Source organism: Nostoc sp. (genome assembly GCF_036917455.1).
GTDB lineage: Bacteria > Cyanobacteriota > Cyanobacteriia > Cyanobacteriales > Nostocaceae > Nostoc.
Map to the genome: position 1 here is coordinate 22,455 of NZ_JBALDK010000116.1, position 19,258 is coordinate 41,712.

Sequence of the window (19,258 nt, forward strand, 5' to 3'; positions counted from 1 at the left end):
TTTAAACACGTTATTGCGTATATTATGACCCCATTTTTTATCAACGGGTAGGGGCAGTTAAAATTACAAAGGAATTAGCTTATTAAATCTTGATTTGGCTAAGTATAGCTTTGGGTAAAATTGTAGCGTTTCTCAAGGCACAGGAAACTTCCACTTATAATTTTGGTGCGAGTGCAAAGTCCTGCTAAATTTAATTCGCTACGAATTAATGAAATCCTATACTCAACCGCTCAAGTTGAGATTCAATGGCTGCTAAAAGTTGGTGTTGTTGCCAATTTTGGCTAAGATAAGCAGCGATGCAAGCTGCTCCAGCACCCATACCTTCTTTCACAAAGCCCTGCTCATAAGCTCTCAGTTGGGGATAACAAGAATCAGCAAAGCTGAGATCGGTTGCTAATAGAGGAGGAATTTTTCCACTCTGAGTTAAGCTGCCTTCCCCTAAGCTGAGGGCTAAGTCAACTGTAGCGCCAGTAGGATCTTCTGCCACCCAACGGGTTGTGCCTACAACTACTGCTTCTGGTTGCCATGATAAGGCGTAAACTTGAGCGATCGCACTTATCAGAGCATAAACCGCCAGCATTTGCGTTCCACCAGCCAACATTACACCACAACTACGACTAGCTGCGATCGCCATCCCAGCTACTACCACTTGCATCGGATCGCCCACAGAGGCAACGAGTTTTAGAGGATCTACGGAAGTTAGAATTTGAGATTGATATCTGTCATCCTGCTCTTTGCTTCCAGCTAAGAGTCCCCTGCTCCCCATTATCTTCTCCAGCCCAGCTTGCACTAATGCCCACTTTTGTCCGTGGTTACAAACAGGGTGGCTACTGTTAACTTTTCCGGCAGCATCTATACCCAAACCAGTTAAGATTGCCAGGGCAGTTGTAGTGCCTCCAACGACGCACTCACCGAGAATTACATACCCCTGTTGAATATTGGTAGCAAGGCGTTCTCCCCAAAGTAGCCCTTGTTTAAACAAGTGCTTTACCGTTGTTACTTCCATAGCAGCACCTCCACTTAAACACTTAGCAGCCGTGCCCCCCAAATCAATTACTGGCACAGCAGGAGGCTGCGGTAAACCAGCATTAAATAAATGAACTGGTATATTTAGAGACTCAAATACAGCGCGAGAAATCAGCACAGGTGAAGCCCCAGCCGCTAATGGTGGTAGGGGATATTGGGCTTTATGTTCTGGGCCGTAATACAAAAACTCGGCATCGGCACAAGCGGTATATTTCCGATCCTCTGGAGTGCGACCGGCAGCTGAAATCCCTGAAATTAAACCAGTTTCAGTAAATCCTAAAACACAGGCAAATACGGGTAGACAACTACGATACCGTTGTAGCCATTCTTCACCTTGTTCTTTTTGAGTATAAATACGAATTTGGGAATTGGGCATTAGGAATTGGGCATTGGGAATTAGTTAAAACTTATTATTTAACCAAGGACAAATGACTATTATTCATAATCCATAAGGACTTGTACCCAGTGTGGTGGACGAGGAATAGGGTTTCCCAGGCGGTCAAAAAGAAACCATGCTGCGAGGTGTACCACAAAAAGGTAGATAAAGTTGTTGAGTAAAATCAGAGCGATCGCTCCCACTTGAATTAAAAACACGCTGGGACTCGCCAATAAACTCAGCTTTAAAAATACCCACTCAATGAACTCAGTCACTTGGGTAATTACATAAATCCATAGGTCTTCACCCGACAAAACGGACAGCAACCACAGCCGAAAAAAAACTCCTAAAGTACCCAACAGCGTACCCAAGGTGATAGAAACAATCCAGGGAACACGACGACGATGCCATGTCGCTCCCAAAAGCACGCCCATGAACCCATAGGGCATAACAAACAGCAAACTGCGGGCTGGGCCCATCAGTACTGTTAGCAGTAAACCAGAAGTGAGTGCTGCCATCCATGCCGCACGCTTGCCCCAACGGAGATAAACTAGAGCGATCGGCACTGGAAAAAATATCCGCAAAACTGGCCCCAAGGGGAAGTAGAAATTAATAAACCAAATTAAACTAGCAGTACTGGCTAAAAATGCCGTTTCTACCATCCTTAATGGCGCATCAGCCTTGATTTTAGGAGGCATTAACTGCTGTTCTTTGTCTAACCAATGATTGTGGGGAGTTGGAGATTCAGGCGATGGATCTTCCTCCGGCTCATCTGGCAGAGAATTTAAAATACTCATATTTGACAAGTTCTTAAACGATCATTCTTTCTAAGGCTGACAAGTCGGGAATACAAATAGTGTCTTGATCCCGTTTAATCAAGCCTTTTTTTTCTAGCCTTGTCAACACTCGTGTCACAGTCTCCCGCGCCAGTCCACTCAAACTACTCAATTCCCGATGAGGTAAATTGGGGATTTCTGTTCCTGTTTGGCCTTTTTTACCCTGTCCTTCTGCCAAAAATAGCAATGTATCTGCCACCCGTGATTGGCTATCAGATTCCCGCAACCGCAATCGGCGATTTACTTGCCGCAAACGTCGTGCCATTAGTTGCGCCAATCGAACTCCCGCCAAGGGTTCTATATGAAGTAACTTGACAAAATCTTGAGCAGGCATACTGCCAATTACTGTCGGAGCTAAGGTAATCACATCTGTGGAGCGAGGGACTTCATCTAGCGCCGCCATTTCACCAAACAATTCCCCTTTGCCAAGAATATTCAGTGTTACCTCTTTTCCTTCTAGATTATATGTACGAATTTTTACCCATCCGTCTAGAATAAAATACACAGAACCACCCCAGTCATTTTCCAGCAGAATTACCTGATTAGCTGGGTGAGTGCGGGTGACAAGATGGATGAGAGCTGATTCTACAGCAGTTTCTGGCAACCCTTGAAAAAAGGGAGCCGAGGCGATCATCCAGGGATTAGCCTGTGCTTGCAAGCTATATCGGTCTTCCATTACCACATTTTTATTCAAGCTGCTATATAAACACAACAAAAAAAAGCGCCATTCTTAGCCTAAGCTATCATTGCACAGCTCCCTTTCAAAGAGAAAACTAAACTATGCTACATAAGAAAGCGACAAGAACGTTTTTCTGAACAATCTTTACCTATAAGTAAAAACGGGGTAAAAGTTTTGCAAAAAGTAGTTTATAGCCGACGGTTGTATTGTTTAGGGGCTAGCTGCACTGCAAACTTGATTAGTTAAAAATATAGGCAAACAACATCAATGATACTAAAGCCAGTAAATTATTGCTCAGGTATTTTACCGATTTTCAAAAATAGGCAACCAAGAGCTGCAAAACTCGTGAAACAGGAGGCAGGATAGCGCAGCCTAAAGCCTGGGGCATAGCAACTCTTAGATATACTACGCGTAGCTTGCTTCTTTGCAGGAGTAGGCTGAGAGCGAGTCCGCAAGCGGCGGGTAGTATTCCTTTCTCTTGAACTACTTCTTTTGTTGAACAAAAGCTGACTGAAGATTGCCAGTACTCCCAGTAATCCATAACATAATGACAGTCATAAGTCCAAGCAGCGGCTTTTGCCACTCAAAACTTCTCCTATGGTCGATGCTGCGCGTAGCTTGCTTTTCCACAGGGGTACAGTAATTGTAAAGTAATTGCCACATTAGTTGACATACGTTTTTAGGTAAGGTGATAAAAGTGACTTCCAGTGCAGATGAAATTCAAAAGCTGATCGCAGACATTGACAACTTACTTGCCAGTGGTGGCAAGCGCTTGTCTAGATTTCTGCCTGGTCAGGCGCAGGAGCCTAAAGAAGTTTTAGAACGAATTCGCAACTTCTTGGTAAGGCTCCAAGAAAAAGAAGCGTTAGAAAACAGCATCCCAAATCAATCTTCTGAAGAACCGCCATCGCCTTTATTAACAAAATTGATCGATCGAGGTTATAACCAGTATCCATTACCGCCGCTCGAATCCAATCAGGAACAGAGTCCCGTTGGAGCCGGACAATTAAAAAGTGAATTTTCGAGCTTGCTCCAGCCATTGCGATCGGAATTAGAAGGGCTATTGCAAGAGCGAGCTACTCTCCTACAGGAAATTCGGCAACTAGAGCAAAGGCGATTACAAAACTACTCCTTGGCGCAGCAGTTGACAAACCAGGATCAAATGATTACCGAGTTTTTACAGGTACTCATGAGTCGCCTTGTGCCAACTTTAACGCCACTGATAACACAAACTTTGGCAAATTCCTCCAGTTCATCAGAAGTCATTAATTATGCCAACTCAGAATCATCAACCTCTACAACTCAACCTTTATTAGAATCAGCAGACCGTGTAGAGCAGTTAACCCAGCTAGCCAGGGAGTTGGATCAACGCCTATTATCACTAGATGGGACTGTGAATGTAGTCTTTGAGGCACTACAGCGCAACATTAATACTTATTACGAATCTCTGTCGCAAGCACTGGCAAGGATGCATAGCAAGGGAATGCAAGGCGAACAGATGATGGCCAGCTTCCTCAACAATTTGACCCAGCATTTACAGCAAGAATCCCCTAGCTCCCCGTCATCTTTCCCAGAAACACAATCTGATACACCACGATCGCCATCATTGGCCGATCCAGCCGAGATTGCTGCTGAACTTAACCTCCAACCCTCGGATCTGATCCAGCCAGAAACTTCATCTCAACTCACAATGAATTCTGAGCAACAGGATACTTCCCTCACAGAGGATTTAGATGCAGTGCTGTTGCAGCTTGGCTTAGACTCGTCTCAATCTTCTGAAAACCAAACCGAACTACCGCAAGATATTTCTGCATTAGTTGGTGATGAAGTAGACCAACTTTATGCCAGTTTGTTTGGTACTGGTGATGTCAATAATCTAAGTCTCGATCTAGCCACAAATGACTTATCTGCTTCCACAGCCTCCCAATCAACGTTGAACATCGCGGAGAGTCCATCTGTCTCTCAAAACGTTGATTCTACGGTTTTGACACAAAATACAGGTATTTCAGCCCAAGAGACTTTAGTAGAAACTAGAGATTCATTATCAGAGCCACAAGAAAAACTATTTTTTGAAGAGGATACTGACCTAAATTCGCCTCTAAGCTGTTCTACACCACTCGATACTCAGCCAGCTAGTTTTTTTGAAGAGGATACTGACCTAGATTCGTCTCTGAGCTTTTCTACACCACTCGATATTCAGCCAGCTAGTTTTTTTGAAGAGGATACTGACCTAAATTCGCCTCTAAGCTTTTCTACACCACTCGATACTCAGCCAGCTAGTTTTTTTGAAGAGGATACTGACTTAGATTCGTCTCTGAGCTTTTCTACACCACAAACAGATTCCCCTACACAACTCGATACTCAGCCAGCTAGCGTTGATACAATTAATACCCTAACTGAGCTATTGCCTGATGCAGGCAGTGAACAGCAATTGCTGGACGTATCATCCTTTATGGATAATGCCACAACTACAGCACTAGTTACTCCAGAAATTGCGTTGGCAAAGCCTACCGTTAATATAGCGTCTCGCACAGAAAGGATCGCCAAACCGGAAGTATCGATCGACAACGATCGGCCAGAACCGTTTGTAGATAACTATATTGCTGCTTCGCCACAAGAAAACTTGCTTTGTGTTGAGTCAAACCAGGCTACAGTCGTACCTGATATTTCTTTAGATGAAGAACAGTTGCAGCAATTAGATCGGGATTTGGCTAATTTTGATCGGCAGCTAAATTTTGAGTCGGAGCCAACTACCAACTTAGATACTTTATCGGAACTGATTGATAAAACTCAAGACACAATTCCCACAACTCTCCCTGAACCGCAAACAGAAAATACCTCAACTGCTGCTTTATCAAGTTTGGCAGTTACCCCAGTAGAAATTGAAGAACAAAAGGAAGTTCCAACTCCTGTTCAAGACAGTTCTTTATCTTCAATTTCTAACTCCATTAACAATCCAGAAGTCTCGCTCAATGTTCTAGAACCAGTCTGGTATTTAGGAATTGATTTAGGGACAACAGGAATTTCTGCCGCATTGTTAAATCGCTCAACTTTTGTTGTGCATCCTATTTATTGGTCAGCAGAAAATCCGCCGGGAACAAGTTCTTTCCAGCAATCGTTTCGTTTACCAACAGAGGTTTATCTTCCTACAGCTTCTGTACCCCAAGGAGAAAATGAAAGTATTGAAGTCCACGATCGGACAGCATCTGCGGCTGTTGCTCCAGATAAAGTGCCTGACCAATCATCCACTCCTGCAACACATAAATCTACAGTAGATTCGACAACAAATAATCTCTACTCAGCGCAGTTGAAGCCCTATTTACAAGTAGCCATTCCCTACAAAAATGAACGGCAAAAATGGGAACCTGTTTTGCAATTAAATGAATTTTCGGCAGGGCCTTTAATTTGGGTTGTGCGATCGCTCTCTAAACTACTATTAACCCTCAAATCTGAAAAAACAAGTACTACCCCTAGCTTAATAGCTGCTGCGCTTGGGATCGGCGAATCAGATTTTCCACAGATTATCAATAATATTGCTGGTGTAATTTGCACCTGTCCATCTAGTTGGTCGGAACAATACCGCTTTAACGTCCGGGAAGCTTTACTTACCAGCAAACTTATCCAACATCCGCAGCAAGTCTTTTTTGTAGAAGAAGCGATCGCTAGTCTACTCCCGGAACTCGATGCTGTTAGTGGTGAGCAAGTAAAATTAAGCGAACATCAAGGTTCTCATCCGGTAAAAACCAGCGAACATCCGATTGTTGGTAACACCCTGGTAATTAACATTGGGACAACTGCCACAGAAATGTTGCTGGTCGATGTCCCAGAAAGCTTGGTGCAATTGACATACAATGATTTCATGCTCCACAGTTTTGCTTATGCTGGCAAGGGAATTGAACAAGATATTATTTGCCAGTTGTTATTGCCACCGAAATCTCGGCAATCACGCAGAGGAACACAAAGCGATGCCTGTGGCGGGCTACGCCTAAGCAAAACTAGTAGCAGTAATCCTTGGCAATGGCAACCGTCAATTCCCGGTTTAGACCAAATGCGTTGGCAAAGTTTAGGTTTGGAAGACTTAGGACTACCCAGAGTTGGAGAACCAGATATCACCGCCCGAATTCGCCTCCAGCAGCGTCTAGAAAGTTCTCTACTGGGACAGGCGGTATTAGATGCAGCGCTAGCCCTGAAGCTGATTTTGCAACACCAAGAATCTTTTACCCTGGAATTGGCCGATCATCAGTGGATTTTGCAGCGACGAGATTTAGAAAGCCAGGTATTTATCCCCTTTGTGCGCCGCCTGAACCGAGAACTCAATAAATTATTGGTAGCTCGTGGTATCCCCACAGAAGCAATTAATCAAGCAATCCTAACTGGTGGGGTGGCTTGTATAGGGACAGTGAACCGTTGGTTAAGGCAAAAACTCCCCAACGCTAAGATTATTCAAGATTCATATCTCGGCGAAAATGGCGCTCCTAATTGCAGTCGGGTTGCTTATGGTTTGGCAATGCTGCCTTTACATCCCCAAATATTAGATATACCCAAGCAACAATACACTGATTATTTCCTATTTACCGAATTGCTGCGCCTGCTACCAGATCGTCCCTTATCTTTCGGTGAAGTTATCCAGTTATTTGAGAGTCGTGGGATCAATACTCGCACTTGTCAGCAACGCTTGCTGGCTTTTTTGGAAGGTGAACTACCTTCGGGATTGATCCCTTCAGTTACAGATTCGACTTGGCTAACCCAGAATTCACAAGAAAATCCTGACTATCAGGCGATCGCTACAGCACCACTTTTTGAAAAACAAGGGAGTCTTACCTATCGTCCCAATTCCCAACAACTGTTATCTTTGCGTCGCTATCTAGATGCGATCAAGGCTAGTAATCAGCAATCACTAGAAGAACCATATACAGTGAATTTCACCTTAGAGGTTCATCATTGAGACTAGTGCATCACGCTAGAAAGAAGAATACTACTCAAAATTCAAAATGCTTATTGTGTAAGCATTTTGAGTTTTTGGAAGTGTACCCTAAAACTATCTTTTTTATCTGATGTCAAAAATACTGTAAATTTACAATATGTTAATTTAATTGAAAGATTCTGTAAACTTTGGGTTTCCAGTATTTTTTTATTTTTATTTTGTGTACATTACTACTCAGTAGTAGCAACAAAAGCAGTAAAAACCGCCTAAAAACTATCTCCATGTCTATACTACAGAATGCAAAAATCCTTGTTATAAAATAAGTTAGCCCTTGTGAATAATCTTTCTCTTTATTCAATTAATTGTTCGCAACAGCCTTTACATCCGTCAACTTTAAGCGTGAGAAAACGGTTAATTGACATTGTTGGAGCCATTGTGGGGCTGATTATTACATTTATGGTAGCAATCCCTGTGGCGATCGCTACCTTTATTGATGAGCCAAGTCCAATATTTTATTCCCAAATTCGCTGTGGTTTGAACGGAAAAACTTTTCGCATCTGGAAATTCCGTTCCATGATTGTCGATGCTGATAAACTCAAGCATTTGGTTAAGAACCAAGCCAAAGGTCACATCTTTAAATCTGTTGACGATCCTCGCGTTACCCCTGTGGGTAAGTTTTTGCGGCGCACCAGTTTAGATGAATTTCCTCAATTTTGGAATGTCCTGGTAGGAGACATGAGTTTAGTTGGTACTCGTCCACCCACTCCTGATGAAGTCAGCAATTACGATCCACACCATTGGGATAGATTACGAGTTAAACCAGGTATGACCGGAGAATGGCAGGCTAATGGTCGTTCGAGCATTTCAGACTTTGAAACCATTGTCAAGATGGATATAGATTATCAACGCAAGTGGTCTGTAACTTATGACCTGAGTCTAATTGTTAAAACTATCTGGGTGGTATTGAAAAAGACTGGTGCTTATTGAATTTGTCATTTGTCATTGGTCATTATCTGCCTTTTCGCATCTCCACTTTTTGATTCAACCTTTGACACCGCTACCAGTTTCCGTGGGAACAATGTAACGTTGTAGAAATAAAAATAATAATAATACTGGAGCGATCGCAATTACTGAACCAGCAGCTACTAAACGCCAGTCAAGAGAAAAAGTCCCTGCTAGCTTTGCGACTCCCAAGGGAAGAGTGTATAAATTTTCGTCTTGGATGACAATTAAAGGCCACAAAAAGTCACTCCAAGCACCAATAAATACAAAAATAGCTAAAGTTACCAATGCTGGGCGAACTGCTGGCAACATTATATGCCACCACAATCCTAACTCTGAACTGCCATCCATTCGGGCGGCTTCTTCTATCTCTTTCGGGACACTCATGAAAGCTTGGCGTAACAGAAAAATGCCAAAGGCAGAAGCTAAACTCGGAAAAATCATCCCTAAATAACTATTTCTCAAACCCAACTGGACTGTCAAAATATAGAGGGGAATCATCACGATTTGGAAGGGAATCATAATCGTGGAAACAATCGCTACAAAAATCCAGTCTCGCCCTACAAATGACAATCTTGCCAAGGGATAGGCAGCTAAAGCGCAAAACAGTAGATTTAAGCCAACCGTCAGCACTGACACCAAAGTACTGTTATACAGGTATTGCCCAAAGGGTAGAGAGTTCCACACACTAACAAAGTTATTTAGTGTCGGTTGACTAGGTAATAACTGTGGCGGCGACTGCAAGATATTTTCCGTAGGCGATTTCAAGGCTGTGCTAACTAGCCATAGTAAAGGAAAGAGCATCAGCAGTGCGATCGCGCCCAACAGCACATACATTAGCAGATTTTGCGATCGTGATTTTTTCCAGTTCAGCATTTGATTAATAACCTAAATACTCTAAACCTACTATTTTGCGATATTGAAACATGAATTTAGAACTTGAAGAGAAGCTTTGGAAAGCAGGAAAACAAGAACAAGCATACTGCAAAAAAATATGGTATGAAATTATCGATTCTTTGTCAGATGATTTTCATCAGTTTGTTGGGCAATATTTTCACCGCGATCCTGAAATTCAATTAAATATTGAAAACCCGAATTGCCCATCATTTGGTCGTTGGATATGGACTGATGAAAAAGGAGAATTCCCTCTATCTGTAACTTGGTCAGCCTTAATTGGTGGCGATATCATAGGAACTGAAGAGTCGGGTGATACTTTTGATCAAAAATCTGGTTAAAGCAATTCACCTAATTCTGTTATGGGATTTATTCATGTATAAGTCTAATTAAGTTTCTTCACTTTCCGAACTCCCTAATTCTTCCACTACATCAAAGAAGTCGTTCATTATTTTTGCATCAATTTCTTTTACATCACTCCATGTTTGACTATTATGAATAATATCTTGTGCCTCATAATAAGAAATACTTAAAGCCTTTTTTAAAATTTCAATTGATTCGGCTTTTGAATAATTACTCAATCTCAAGAATTTAATAACAGATTCTTTATCTGCGGATTCAATCAACATATTATTCAGCTTTTCAGTTAGTTCACTATCTTCATTCATGGTTTGTCTCCAATTGTTAAAAACAAGATTCCTGACTTCTTAGAGAAGTCGGGAATCTGGGGCTTTCAAATTTCAATAATCAGATATAATTGCTAGAAACTGAGATACTGCACACACAGATGTAAAAGATTTATCTTGCAGTCTGAAGCTAATTTACAGAGGTTAATCTTCAATCGCCACATAAGGTTGTGGTTCCCGCAAGCGTTGGGCAATTTGTTCTCGTCGATACTTTGCAAGTTCGCTATAAAGCCTCTTGCGAGAGAGATTCACACTTCCAACAGGCTCATGGTCTAGTAGTGTATGCCAAGGAGAAAACAGCAAACCCTCGTCTAAACGTTTGCGTTCTTCAAAGTCAAATTTCTGACTGAAAATGCGGATAGTTGCAACTTTAATAAATGGGGAATCTGCTTCTTGCCATTCTTTAACATGGTCTTCAATTGGCGTTTTTTCGTCATCTACATAAAACTGAATGAAGAAGTCAAAAGATGCTTCTTTACCTTCTTCAGTCAAATATTTGACTATTGTTTCCCGAAGGTAATTTTCTGATTCGGGAAGTGTTTCGGGTGGTTGTTCAGGTTGTTGAGATTTGACGGATAATTTTACAATTCGATTCCCAAACTTAAAGGGAGCCATACTCCAATATTGAATTAAAAGCGGATTTCCTACTTTTTGCCCGCCAATTTTTTGCAAAATTGCAAAGGCATAACCAAGTTCCTGCAACCGCTCTGGGCTAAGTTGTCCACTCCCGGCTCTGGAAAGATCGGCGTAATCACGAACATCTTTGGCCAAGAAAATCGGATAATTGTTGAGGATAAAATCTTGAGTTTTTTCTTCATCATCGAGTACTTTTTGCCCGTCCACATTCATCACCTTGATGGCGATACCGCGAACATCCGGCTGGCTATCGGAGGTGAATTCACCACGCTTTTTAGGCGAACCACCACTAGAGAAACGAATCCATGCAGGATAGGTTTGTGGTGCTTTAAACAAACCTACTCTCAAATCTCTAGGAAGATTCGGTTCAATAATAAACTCTCCTCCAAGGAGTCCATGACTTTTGCTATGAATTTGGCGGAGGTCTGGGCCTGTTTTTTGTTGAGCTTGGAGGCTAGTTGCAATAATCTCGTCAATTATTGCTTCCTGCTCAGTGGTAGATGATGTTGGGTTAGTCATAAATATTTGATAATGTGTCTTCATCATCCTGAATCCTTAGCCTTTCCCAGTCAATCCGGTTTCCGTAGAAACAGCTTGTAGTGATTTATCCCAAGATTCGATAGGTATTTGGGACAAATAGGCGAAATCAAAGACAATTCCGATAGTCGGTTTTGTCTGCCACTGCGGTAAACTAAGCAAGCGATCGTAATATCCGCCGCCATAACCCAAGCGATATCCTTGATAGTCGCAAGCTACACTAGGGACGAGAATCAAATCCACTTCGGCAGCATCTAAGATTGGAGCGTCGGGGTGTGGTTCAGTAATGCCATAAGCGCCACTTTGAAGAGAATCGCCAGGTGTCCAAATATGCCAACACAAGGATTTATCAACGCAGCGAGGAAATCCCCAACGATATTTGGTGTTTGCAAACAGTGGACTGAGGTCAGGTTCTTGGCGAAAGCTAAAATACGCAAGTATTGTTTTTGCTTGGGTGAATAAAGTAGAGTTTTGTAAATGAGAGCATAAGCGATCGCTTTTGTCTCTCCATTCTCCAACGGACATTGATTGACGTGTTTTGAGCAGAGTGCGGCGTAGTTCTGTTTTATTTAGTTGACAATCAACTTTGTCCATGAAAATTTATCGCGTCAAACAAATAAGCTGGGCATTGCCCAGCTTATAACATCCCACATTAATTAACTAATACATCGTTATGCAGCGTTTTGACGATACCACTCAATGGTATTCTTTAACCCTTCCTCAAAGCCCACCTGAGCCGTGAAGTTAAAGGCAAGATTCGCCCGTTCAGTATCCAAACAACGGCGGGGTTGACCATTAGGCTTGTCAGTTTGCCAAACAATTTCACCCTTAAACTCCATCAATTTGCAAATTATAGTTATTAAATCAAGGATAGAGATTTCGTAACCCGTTCCCAAGTTAACTGGTTCCAAGTCGTTATAGAATTGAGTCCCCATAACAATCCCCCTCGCTGCATCTTCTGAATACAGAAACTCGCGGGTAGGACTGCCATCACCCCAAACTGGGAGTTGCTTTTCTCCCTTAATTTGGGCTTCGTGAACTTTGCGAATTAACGCTGGAATCACGTGGGAACTTCCAGGGTCAAAGTTGTCTTCTGGACCATATAAATTAACTGGCAGTAGGTAAATTCCATTAAAACCGTACTGCTGGCGGTAAGATTGCAATTGGACTAAAAGCGCTTTTTTTGCAATTCCGTAGGGGGCGTTGGTTTCTTCTGGATAGCCATTCCAAAGATCGTCTTCTTTAAATGGCACTGGGGTAAATTTAGGATAGGCGCAGATAGTGCCAACACATACGAATTTTTCTACTCCAGCTTGATAGGCAGCGTGAATGAGGTGCGTACCCATGATCAAGTTATCGTAAAATAATTCTGCGGGTTTTTCGCGGTTTAGACCGATGCCACCCACATGAGCCGCTAAGTGAATAATTATGTCTTGTTGGTCAACTGCCCGTTGGCTATTTTCCCAAACACGTAGATCGCAATCGCGCGATCGCACTATTGTAATCTTCTCACGAGCAGCCCCTGCTTTACACAGTTGATCTATCACCTGACGACCTAGAAACCCCGACCCACCAGTGACGAGAATTCGTTGATTTTTTAGTTCTAAGGCGGTCATATTTTTATCCTCTGTGGTGCAAATCAGAAGTGCAAAGCGCCGAGTTGTTGACGAATAGTCGCAATATCTAATGGAAATTGCGAGCCATTTCCATTGGGTGAAGTGTGACCCAATGCTTGTAAGTCTGCTTCTACCATTAAGGAAACTAGTTCTTCAAAGGTTACTGATGTTTTCCAGCCCAACTTCTGGCGTGCTTTTGTAGAATCGCCAATCAGTAAATCTACCTCAGATGGACGGAGGTAACGCTCATCAAACTCTACATAATCTTGCCAATTGAGATTTACATAACTAAATGCCAGTTCCAAAAACTCTCGTACCGAGTGGGTTTCACCAGTAGCAATTACATAATCGTCAGGTTGGTCTTCCTGCAACATCAACCACATTGCTTTCACGTAATCTTTTGCATAGCCCCAATCTCGCTTGGAATCTAGATTACCCATGTAGATTTTTTTCTGCTTACCAGCAACGATACCAGCCACGGCTCTAGTAATTTTGCGGGTTACAAAGGTTTCACCCCGTCTTGGTGACTCGTGGTTAAAAAGTATCCCGTTGCAAGCAAATAAATCATAAGACTCACGATAATTTACAGTTTGCCAATGGGCGTAAACTTTCGCACAGGCATAAGGACTACGAGGATAAAAGGGCGTTGTCTCAGTTTGAGGTACTGCTTGTACTAAACCGTACATTTCTGAAGAACCCGCCTGGTAAAATCGTACCTGAATTCCGGTTCGGTGTTGGTAATCTCGAATTGCTTCCAAGAGACGCAGCGTCCCCATTCCTACAGCATCCACCGTATATTCTGGTGAATCAAAGCTTACTCTGACATGGGATTGAGCGCCGAGGTTGTAAATCTCTACTGGTTTAACTTCTTCTAAAATACGCCGCAACGTTGTACCATCTGTCAAGTCACCGTAGTGAAGAAACAACCGCACCCCGTCTTTGTGGGGGTCTTCATAAATGTGATCGATGCGGTCTGTGTTGAAGGTAGAAGTTCGGCGAATAATTCCATGAACCTCATAACCTTTTTCTAGTAAAAACTCACTCAAATATGAACCGTCTTGACCAGTGATACCAGTAATCAACGCTCGCTTCTGTTGCGTCATGCTCAATTATCCCTTATTATCTTTGATTAAAAAGTTACAGGCAATCTGATACAACCTAGCAGCTAATTACTGAATTGCCTAATGGGAAACCTACGAGTTCTTGTTGTTATGAGACTTTTTTCGTAAATAAATATACTTAGCAAAAAGTATTTTAATCCGTAAGCTCAACCTTAAAATAAACCAGGATTGTTTAAGTATGTATATTTTTCTTTTATCAGATATATGAACATTGTTTTTATATCCGTCGTTTTTTTTGCCAAAATTTCATATATATCTGGTTTTGTGAAGACTAAGTAAAATAGGTATTTGAAATTAGGTTTTTAGGGGCATTAACTGCCCCAGATCGTCGAACCTAAGTATTTACTCAGTATGCCCCGTTATTTTTTGGTAGAATTACCACATCAACAGTTTTCAAGATGATCCATAAATCAAGCCAGAAATTCCTAAATTTGACATAATGCAGGTCTATTTGGACTCGCCGAGGATAGGGAATATCATTACGCCCAGATACCTGCCACAAACCAGTAATTCCTGGACGGATTGTTAAAATCTCATCAATGTGACAACCGTATTTTGGCAGTTCTTCTGCTACCAAGGGTCGGGGGCCGACTACACTCATATCCCCTTTTAAAACGTTCCAGAACTGGGGAAATTCGTCTAAGCTAGTAATTCGCAAAAATCGACCAATTTTGGTAATCCGGGGGTCTTGTTTCAGCTTAAAACTGCTCTCAAATTCTTGTCGTAATTCGGGCGATGTTTCCATCATTTGCATGAGGATTTCGTCCGCATTACTTACCATTGTTCGGAATTTAATACAATTAAACGCTTTGTAATTTTTCCCTACCCGTTCTTGGACATAAAAAATTGGTCCTTCTGAGCTAAAGGCAATCAGCAAGGTCAAAATTAAGTAGACGGGAAAGAACAAAATTAATACCGACAGCGAAAACACTATATCGAACAGTCGTTTGGCAAACTCTCCGTTTAAACCCTGAAAAGATAAACCTTTGGGCTTAACTTTCGGCGTCTTTGTTTTTTGACCGCGTTTTAAGAAAGTACGCGTAGACGCTCTAGTGTCTTGCCGTACGCCTCGCTTGCCGGAGAGGAGTGAGCTCTGGGCAGTCATCATACTCCTTAATAATCCACACCACACATAGTCCCAATATTAAAGCCAAAATGATGTGCTTCTGGGGGAAAATTGCCAAAAGCCTAAAAAAATAAGACGTTAACCAAGACCATCATTCCGAAAACGGTCTTTTTCGTTGCATTTGTTTACAAAATTTAGATAACGATCTGCAAAGATTTGCGGTGAAAACTGCGCGGCGTGCGATCGCATATACTCGGAACTGAACAAACCCTCATATACTTCAAACTTTTCTACTGCCTCCACTAAAGCCGCCTCGGTTTGCGTCTGGAAAAATATACCTGTCCCTGTATCCACACAAGAGCGGATATCTCGCACTGTTTCGAGTGCCCCCCCTGCACCGTAGGCAATTACTGGCGTGCCGCAGGCTTGTGCTTCCACTAGGGCAATCCCAAAATCTTCACAAGCTGCATACACAAATGCCTTAGCCCTAGACATATATTTTTTTACCACATTATCGGGTTGCCATCCGAGTATTTGGATATTAGAGTTTGCCATTTCGCGAATCTTGTTCATTTCATCTCCTGTACCAATGACTACTAATGGTCGTTTTAGTTGATTAAAAGCCTTGACAATCAACGATATTTGCTTGTAACTCACCAACCGGGAAACTGTCAGGTAAAAGTCCTCTTTCTCAGACAGAAACGGAAATTCTGCAATATTCACTGGTGGGTAAATGACTGTTGCTTCTCGTCGATAGCAACGCCAAATCCGCCGAGCTGTATGTTGCGAGTTAGCAATGAAGTAATCAACGCGATTGGCACTCAATACATCCCACTGGCGCAAACGATGTAATAAATATCGCGTCACCCACCCAGGTAAGCCACTACCCAGTTTGCTGTAGCGCAGATAATCAAAAGTCAAGTCCCAGGCGTAGCGCATAGGGCTGTGACAGTAGCAAATATGTATCTGTTCGGGAGTGGTCAGGATTCCTTTGGCAACAGCGTGAGATGAAGACAGAATTACGTCATAATGCCGCAAATCAAGTTGTTCGATTGCCAAGGGCCACAAAGGCAAGTATTTTTGTATACCGTTGCGGGCATAAGGAAAGTTCTGGAGAAACGTCTTGCCAATCTGACGGTTATATAAATAACTGTCTCTATTGCTGGATTCAAAATCGATCAGAGCATACAAATCAGCATCAATGTGATTCAAAATTTCTCGGACAACGAGTTCTGAACCACCGGTGGCTTTGGGTGTCAGCCACTCATGAACCAGAGCATATTTCAAGGGCACAGCTAACTTGAATAAATGGAAGATACAAAGACCAACTTGATGACGTTAACTGAAAAATTTCCCCTTCTGATTAATTAACGGGAAGCGCACCAGATTAACACATAGGACGCAATCTTTCCTTCAGATGTTCCAGATGGATGCTGCAACCTGATAACCTCAGATTGGAGTATTAAGGATTGGGAATGGTTATTTCTCCTTGTCTCCCCAGTCCCCAATCCCTAGTCCTTGACGACAACTGATATGGAAAAGGTGAATTTATGCGAATTCTAATTATGGGTGGTACTCGGTTCATTGGTGTCTATTTGACTCAATTACTAATGGAGCAAGGACATGAGGTGGTGCTGTTCAATCGGGGAAATCGGACAGTACCTTCTTTACAGAGAGTAGGACAAATTATAGGCGATCGCACTGACGCTAACCAATTAAAGGCAAAGTTATCACAAGAAAGCTTTGATGTCATTTTTGACAATAACGGACGAGAACTTACTGATACTCAACCACTTGCAGAGATTTTTCAAGGGCGAGTGCAACATTTTATATATATGAGTTCTGCGGGAGTGTATCTCAAATCCGATCAACTCCCCCACATAGAAGGCGATCCGGTAGATCCCAAAAGTCGCCATAAGGGTAAGCATGAAACAGAAGCTTATCTGACTGAATTGGGATTACCTTTTACTTCCATTCGTCCTACTTATATTTACGGGCCTCGTAATTATAATGAGTTGGAAGGCTGGTTTTTTGATAGGATTGTGCGCGATCGCCCCATTCCTATCCCTGGAAATGGGTTGCACATTACGCAGCTAGGGCATGTAAAAGACTTGGCAAAAGCTTTGACTCAGGTTTTGGGTAATCAACAGGCCATAGGACAGATTTATAATATATCTGGCGATCGCTTTGTCACTTTTGATGGTTTAGCGCGTGCTAGTGCTGTAGCGGCTGGAAAATCACCCGATGCTGTTAAAATCGTCCATTACGACCCGAAAAAGTTTGATTTCGGCAAACGCAAAGCTTTTCCGATGCGGGTACAGCATTTCTTTGCTTCGGTAAATAAAGCGCAAACAGAATTAAACTGGCATCCCGAATATGATTTGATTTCTGGGTTACAAGACTCCTTGAAAAATGATTATTTGGCTAATGCAAAAGACAAAGCCGAAGTAGATTTTTCTGTAGATGAGGAGATTTTGCAAGCTGTTTAGCAACAAGATTCCCGATTTTGTAGCGAAGTCGGGAATTTCAGCCTTAGCCAAAAGGAAGAGTTTTTTCTTTTACCTGGGGAAGATGCAATCCATCGCGTCTTAAGCTTTTACTTGAATTTGAATAAAATTTTTTCCTGTTGTCTTTTGGTAAGACGGACGTTTTTTAACGTATTGCGTCAATGCCACTGAAATTACCTTCCGTAAATGGTGTTGTTGATTGATAAAATGGACGAGTTGCAATATCCGCTCCACAATGTACTAAAAGCTCGTGCCCGCTTGGGTGAAGGGCCTACCTGGGATTCTACTCGTAAACTACTGTACTGGGTCGATATCTATAATCATCGGGTGCATCATTTCAATCCTGCTACGGGGGAAAACGGCTTTTTTGATGTGGGAGACGTGGTAGGTGCGATCGCAACAGCAGGTGCAGATAGATTAATTATGTTGCTGCGTCATCACCTGGCATTCCTCAATACCCAGACAGGTGCAGTTACCCCCATTTTAGAAATTGAAGCCAATCTTCCAGATAACCGTCTCAATGATGGTAAATGTGACCCTCAAGGACGTTTCTGGTTTGGTTCAATGTGTTCTCTGGAAAAACCTCAAGCTAGCCTCTATCGCTATGACACTGATGGTTCACTGCGTTTAATGGAAACGGGATTGACCATTTCTAATGGTTTGGGGTGGAGTCCCGATCAAAAGACATTTTATTTAACAGATTCTCCTCAGCAAAAAATATATGTTTACGACTTTGATTCAGTAATAGGAAATCTTAGTAATCGTCGGATTTTTGTTGATTTAACTTATGAATCCTTCTACCCAGATGGATTGACAATAGATAGTGAAGGACATATTTGGTCAGCTATGTGGGGTGGATGGTGTGTGATTCGTTTCAACCCCAAAGGGAAAGAGATATTGCGGATAAAGCTACCTGTACAATTGCCAACTAGCTGTACTTTTGGAGGCGAAGATTTGCGAACACTTTACATTACCACTGCTTCAGTTGGACTCAGCCAAGCAGAAATCGATAAAAGTTTATACTCTGGTGATTTATTTGCTATCCAAACTGATTTTACTGGATTACCTTCTTACTCTTTTTAAGAGTGGTAATAACAGTTATCAATTATTCGTATTAACCTCTTTTAATTCCCTTCTCTGTGCCCTCTGCGTCTCTGCGGTTCGTTAAAAAAATAATTTATATTGACAGCATATCATAACAACACAACTCATTTAAGATTGCCATAGAAATTTTAATATAATTAAAATACTGTATTATTGTCTATTCTCTCCACAGTGCCACTTGCTGTTTTAGTTCTCTTATATCTAAATAATCGCTAGCAAAAGCTTTTCGTAAAAGTGGATGAGGAATA

General features: G+C 42.0%; 16 protein-coding genes. 5 read left to right on the forward strand and 11 right to left on the reverse strand.

Going from position 1 to position 19,258, the window contains the following annotated elements:
- Positions 1–205 precede the first annotated feature (205 nt).
- The 3 genes from cobT to V7K42_RS12605 are packed head-to-tail and all read right to left on the reverse strand — an operon-like array spanning position 206 to position 2,914.
- A complete protein-coding gene (gene cobT, locus V7K42_RS12595) occupies positions 206–1,402 on the reverse strand; it encodes a nicotinate mononucleotide-dependent phosphoribosyltransferase CobT (RefSeq protein ID WP_334916604.1) in 1,197 nt (398 codons plus the stop codon).
- A gap of 59 nt (positions 1,403–1,461) precedes the next feature.
- Positions 1,462–2,199: a DUF2232 domain-containing protein gene (locus V7K42_RS12600; protein ID WP_334916606.1), complete on the reverse strand. Its 738-nt coding sequence runs from the start codon at positions 2,197–2,199 to the stop codon at positions 1,462–1,464.
- Positions 2,200–2,212: 13 nt separating this feature from the next.
- Entirely contained in the window at positions 2,213–2,914 is a 702-nt protein-coding gene (locus V7K42_RS12605) for a Crp/Fnr family transcriptional regulator (RefSeq protein ID WP_094330155.1), read from the reverse strand.
- A gap of 700 nt (positions 2,915–3,614) precedes the next feature.
- Here V7K42_RS12605 and V7K42_RS12610 point away from each other — a divergent pair.
- On the forward strand, positions 3,615–7,862 hold the full coding sequence (locus V7K42_RS12610; RefSeq protein ID WP_334916608.1) for a hypothetical protein: 4,248 nt from the start codon (positions 3,615–3,617) through the stop codon (positions 7,860–7,862).
- A 312-nt stretch (positions 7,863–8,174) separates the two neighbouring features.
- A complete protein-coding gene (locus V7K42_RS12615; RefSeq protein ID WP_334888676.1) occupies positions 8,175–8,828 on the forward strand; it encodes a sugar transferase in 654 nt (217 codons plus the stop codon).
- 54 nt (positions 8,829–8,882) lie between these two features.
- On the opposite strand, the gene V7K42_RS12620 is transcribed toward V7K42_RS12615, so the two are convergent.
- Positions 8,883–9,719 carry a carbohydrate ABC transporter permease gene (locus V7K42_RS12620; protein WP_334916610.1) on the reverse strand — a complete coding sequence of 279 codons (837 nt, stop codon included), beginning with the start codon at positions 9,717–9,719 and terminating at the stop codon, positions 8,883–8,885.
- Between the two features lie 50 nt (positions 9,720–9,769).
- Between V7K42_RS12620 and V7K42_RS12625 the strand changes: the two genes are divergently transcribed.
- Positions 9,770–10,078 (forward strand): hypothetical protein, encoded by a 309-nt coding sequence (locus V7K42_RS12625; RefSeq protein WP_334916612.1) that lies wholly within the window; start codon positions 9,770–9,772, stop codon positions 10,076–10,078.
- A 48-nt stretch (positions 10,079–10,126) separates the two neighbouring features.
- Here V7K42_RS12625 and V7K42_RS12630 read toward each other — a convergent pair whose 3' ends face one another.
- The 7 genes from V7K42_RS12630 to V7K42_RS12660 all read right to left on the reverse strand — a co-directional run bounded on the left by V7K42_RS12630 (position 10,127) and on the right by V7K42_RS12660 (position 16,692).
- The gene (locus tag V7K42_RS12630) at positions 10,127–10,405 is read right to left on the reverse strand and encodes a hypothetical protein (protein ID WP_334916614.1); all 279 of its coding nucleotides are present in this window, start codon (positions 10,403–10,405) and stop codon (positions 10,127–10,129) included.
- A 162-nt stretch (positions 10,406–10,567) separates the two neighbouring features.
- Positions 10,568–11,605, reverse strand: coding sequence for a catalase family protein (locus tag V7K42_RS12635; RefSeq protein WP_334916616.1), 1,038 nt, complete (start codon positions 11,603–11,605; stop codon positions 10,568–10,570).
- Between the two features lie 9 nt (positions 11,606–11,614).
- Entirely contained in the window at positions 11,615–12,190 is a 576-nt protein-coding gene (locus V7K42_RS12640; RefSeq protein ID WP_334916617.1) for a 5-formyltetrahydrofolate cyclo-ligase, read from the reverse strand.
- Between the two features lie 77 nt (positions 12,191–12,267).
- The gene (locus V7K42_RS12645) at positions 12,268–13,212 is read right to left on the reverse strand and encodes a GDP-L-fucose synthase family protein (protein ID WP_334916619.1); all 945 of its coding nucleotides are present in this window, start codon (positions 13,210–13,212) and stop codon (positions 12,268–12,270) included.
- A gap of 23 nt (positions 13,213–13,235) precedes the next feature.
- Positions 13,236–14,315: a GDP-mannose 4,6-dehydratase gene (gmd, locus tag V7K42_RS12650; protein ID WP_334916621.1), complete on the reverse strand. Its 1,080-nt coding sequence runs from the start codon at positions 14,313–14,315 to the stop codon at positions 13,236–13,238.
- A 364-nt stretch (positions 14,316–14,679) separates the two neighbouring features.
- Positions 14,680–15,438 (reverse strand): sugar transferase, encoded by a 759-nt coding sequence (locus V7K42_RS12655; RefSeq protein ID WP_094342755.1) that lies wholly within the window; start codon positions 15,436–15,438, stop codon positions 14,680–14,682.
- Between the two features lie 99 nt (positions 15,439–15,537).
- The gene (locus V7K42_RS12660) at positions 15,538–16,692 is read right to left on the reverse strand and encodes a glycosyltransferase (protein WP_334916623.1); all 1,155 of its coding nucleotides are present in this window, start codon (positions 16,690–16,692) and stop codon (positions 15,538–15,540) included.
- 257 nt (positions 16,693–16,949) lie between these two features.
- Here V7K42_RS12660 and V7K42_RS12665 point away from each other — a divergent pair, with 257 nt between their 5' ends.
- Together V7K42_RS12665 and V7K42_RS12670 are read left to right on the forward strand one after the other, a co-directional pair.
- The gene (locus V7K42_RS12665; protein ID WP_334916625.1) at positions 16,950–17,888 is read left to right on the forward strand and encodes an NAD-dependent epimerase/dehydratase family protein; all 939 of its coding nucleotides are present in this window, start codon (positions 16,950–16,952) and stop codon (positions 17,886–17,888) included.
- A 204-nt stretch (positions 17,889–18,092) separates the two neighbouring features.
- Positions 18,093–18,989 carry an SMP-30/gluconolactonase/LRE family protein gene (locus V7K42_RS12670; protein ID WP_334916627.1) on the forward strand — a complete coding sequence of 299 codons (897 nt, stop codon included), beginning with the start codon at positions 18,093–18,095 and terminating at the stop codon, positions 18,987–18,989.
- The last annotated feature ends 269 nt before the right edge of the window (positions 18,990–19,258 follow it).

What these genes read in the sequence shown, in the direction of transcription:
- V7K42_RS12635 (WP_334916616.1), bottom strand. Translation starts at nt 11,605, where the DNA reads ATGATGAAGACACATTATCAAATATTTATGACTAACCCAACATCATCT.
- cobT (WP_334916604.1), bottom strand. Translation starts at nt 1,402, where the DNA reads ATGCCCAATTCCCAAATTCGTATTTATACTCAAAAAGAACAAGGTGAA.
- V7K42_RS12645 (WP_334916619.1), bottom strand. Translation starts at nt 13,212, where the DNA reads ATGACCGCCTTAGAACTAAAAAATCAACGAATTCTCGTCACTGGTGGG.
- V7K42_RS12655 (WP_094342755.1), bottom strand. Translation starts at nt 15,438, where the DNA reads ATGACTGCCCAGAGCTCACTCCTCTCCGGCAAGCGAGGCGTACGGCAA.
- V7K42_RS12625 (WP_334916612.1), top strand. Translation starts at nt 9,770, where the DNA reads ATGAATTTAGAACTTGAAGAGAAGCTTTGGAAAGCAGGAAAACAAGAA.
- V7K42_RS12665 (WP_334916625.1), top strand. Translation starts at nt 16,950, where the DNA reads ATGCGAATTCTAATTATGGGTGGTACTCGGTTCATTGGTGTCTATTTG.
- V7K42_RS12670 (WP_334916627.1), top strand. Translation starts at nt 18,093, where the DNA reads ATGGTGTTGTTGATTGATAAAATGGACGAGTTGCAATATCCGCTCCAC.
- V7K42_RS12640 (WP_334916617.1), bottom strand. Translation starts at nt 12,190, where the DNA reads ATGGACAAAGTTGATTGTCAACTAAATAAAACAGAACTACGCCGCACT.
- V7K42_RS12620 (WP_334916610.1), bottom strand. Translation starts at nt 9,719, where the DNA reads ATGCTGAACTGGAAAAAATCACGATCGCAAAATCTGCTAATGTATGTG.
- gmd (WP_334916621.1), bottom strand. Translation starts at nt 14,315, where the DNA reads ATGACGCAACAGAAGCGAGCGTTGATTACTGGTATCACTGGTCAAGAC.
- V7K42_RS12630 (WP_334916614.1), bottom strand. Translation starts at nt 10,405, where the DNA reads ATGAATGAAGATAGTGAACTAACTGAAAAGCTGAATAATATGTTGATT.
- V7K42_RS12605 (WP_094330155.1), bottom strand. Translation starts at nt 2,914, where the DNA reads ATGGAAGACCGATATAGCTTGCAAGCACAGGCTAATCCCTGGATGATC.
- V7K42_RS12600 (WP_334916606.1), bottom strand. Translation starts at nt 2,199, where the DNA reads ATGAGTATTTTAAATTCTCTGCCAGATGAGCCGGAGGAAGATCCATCG.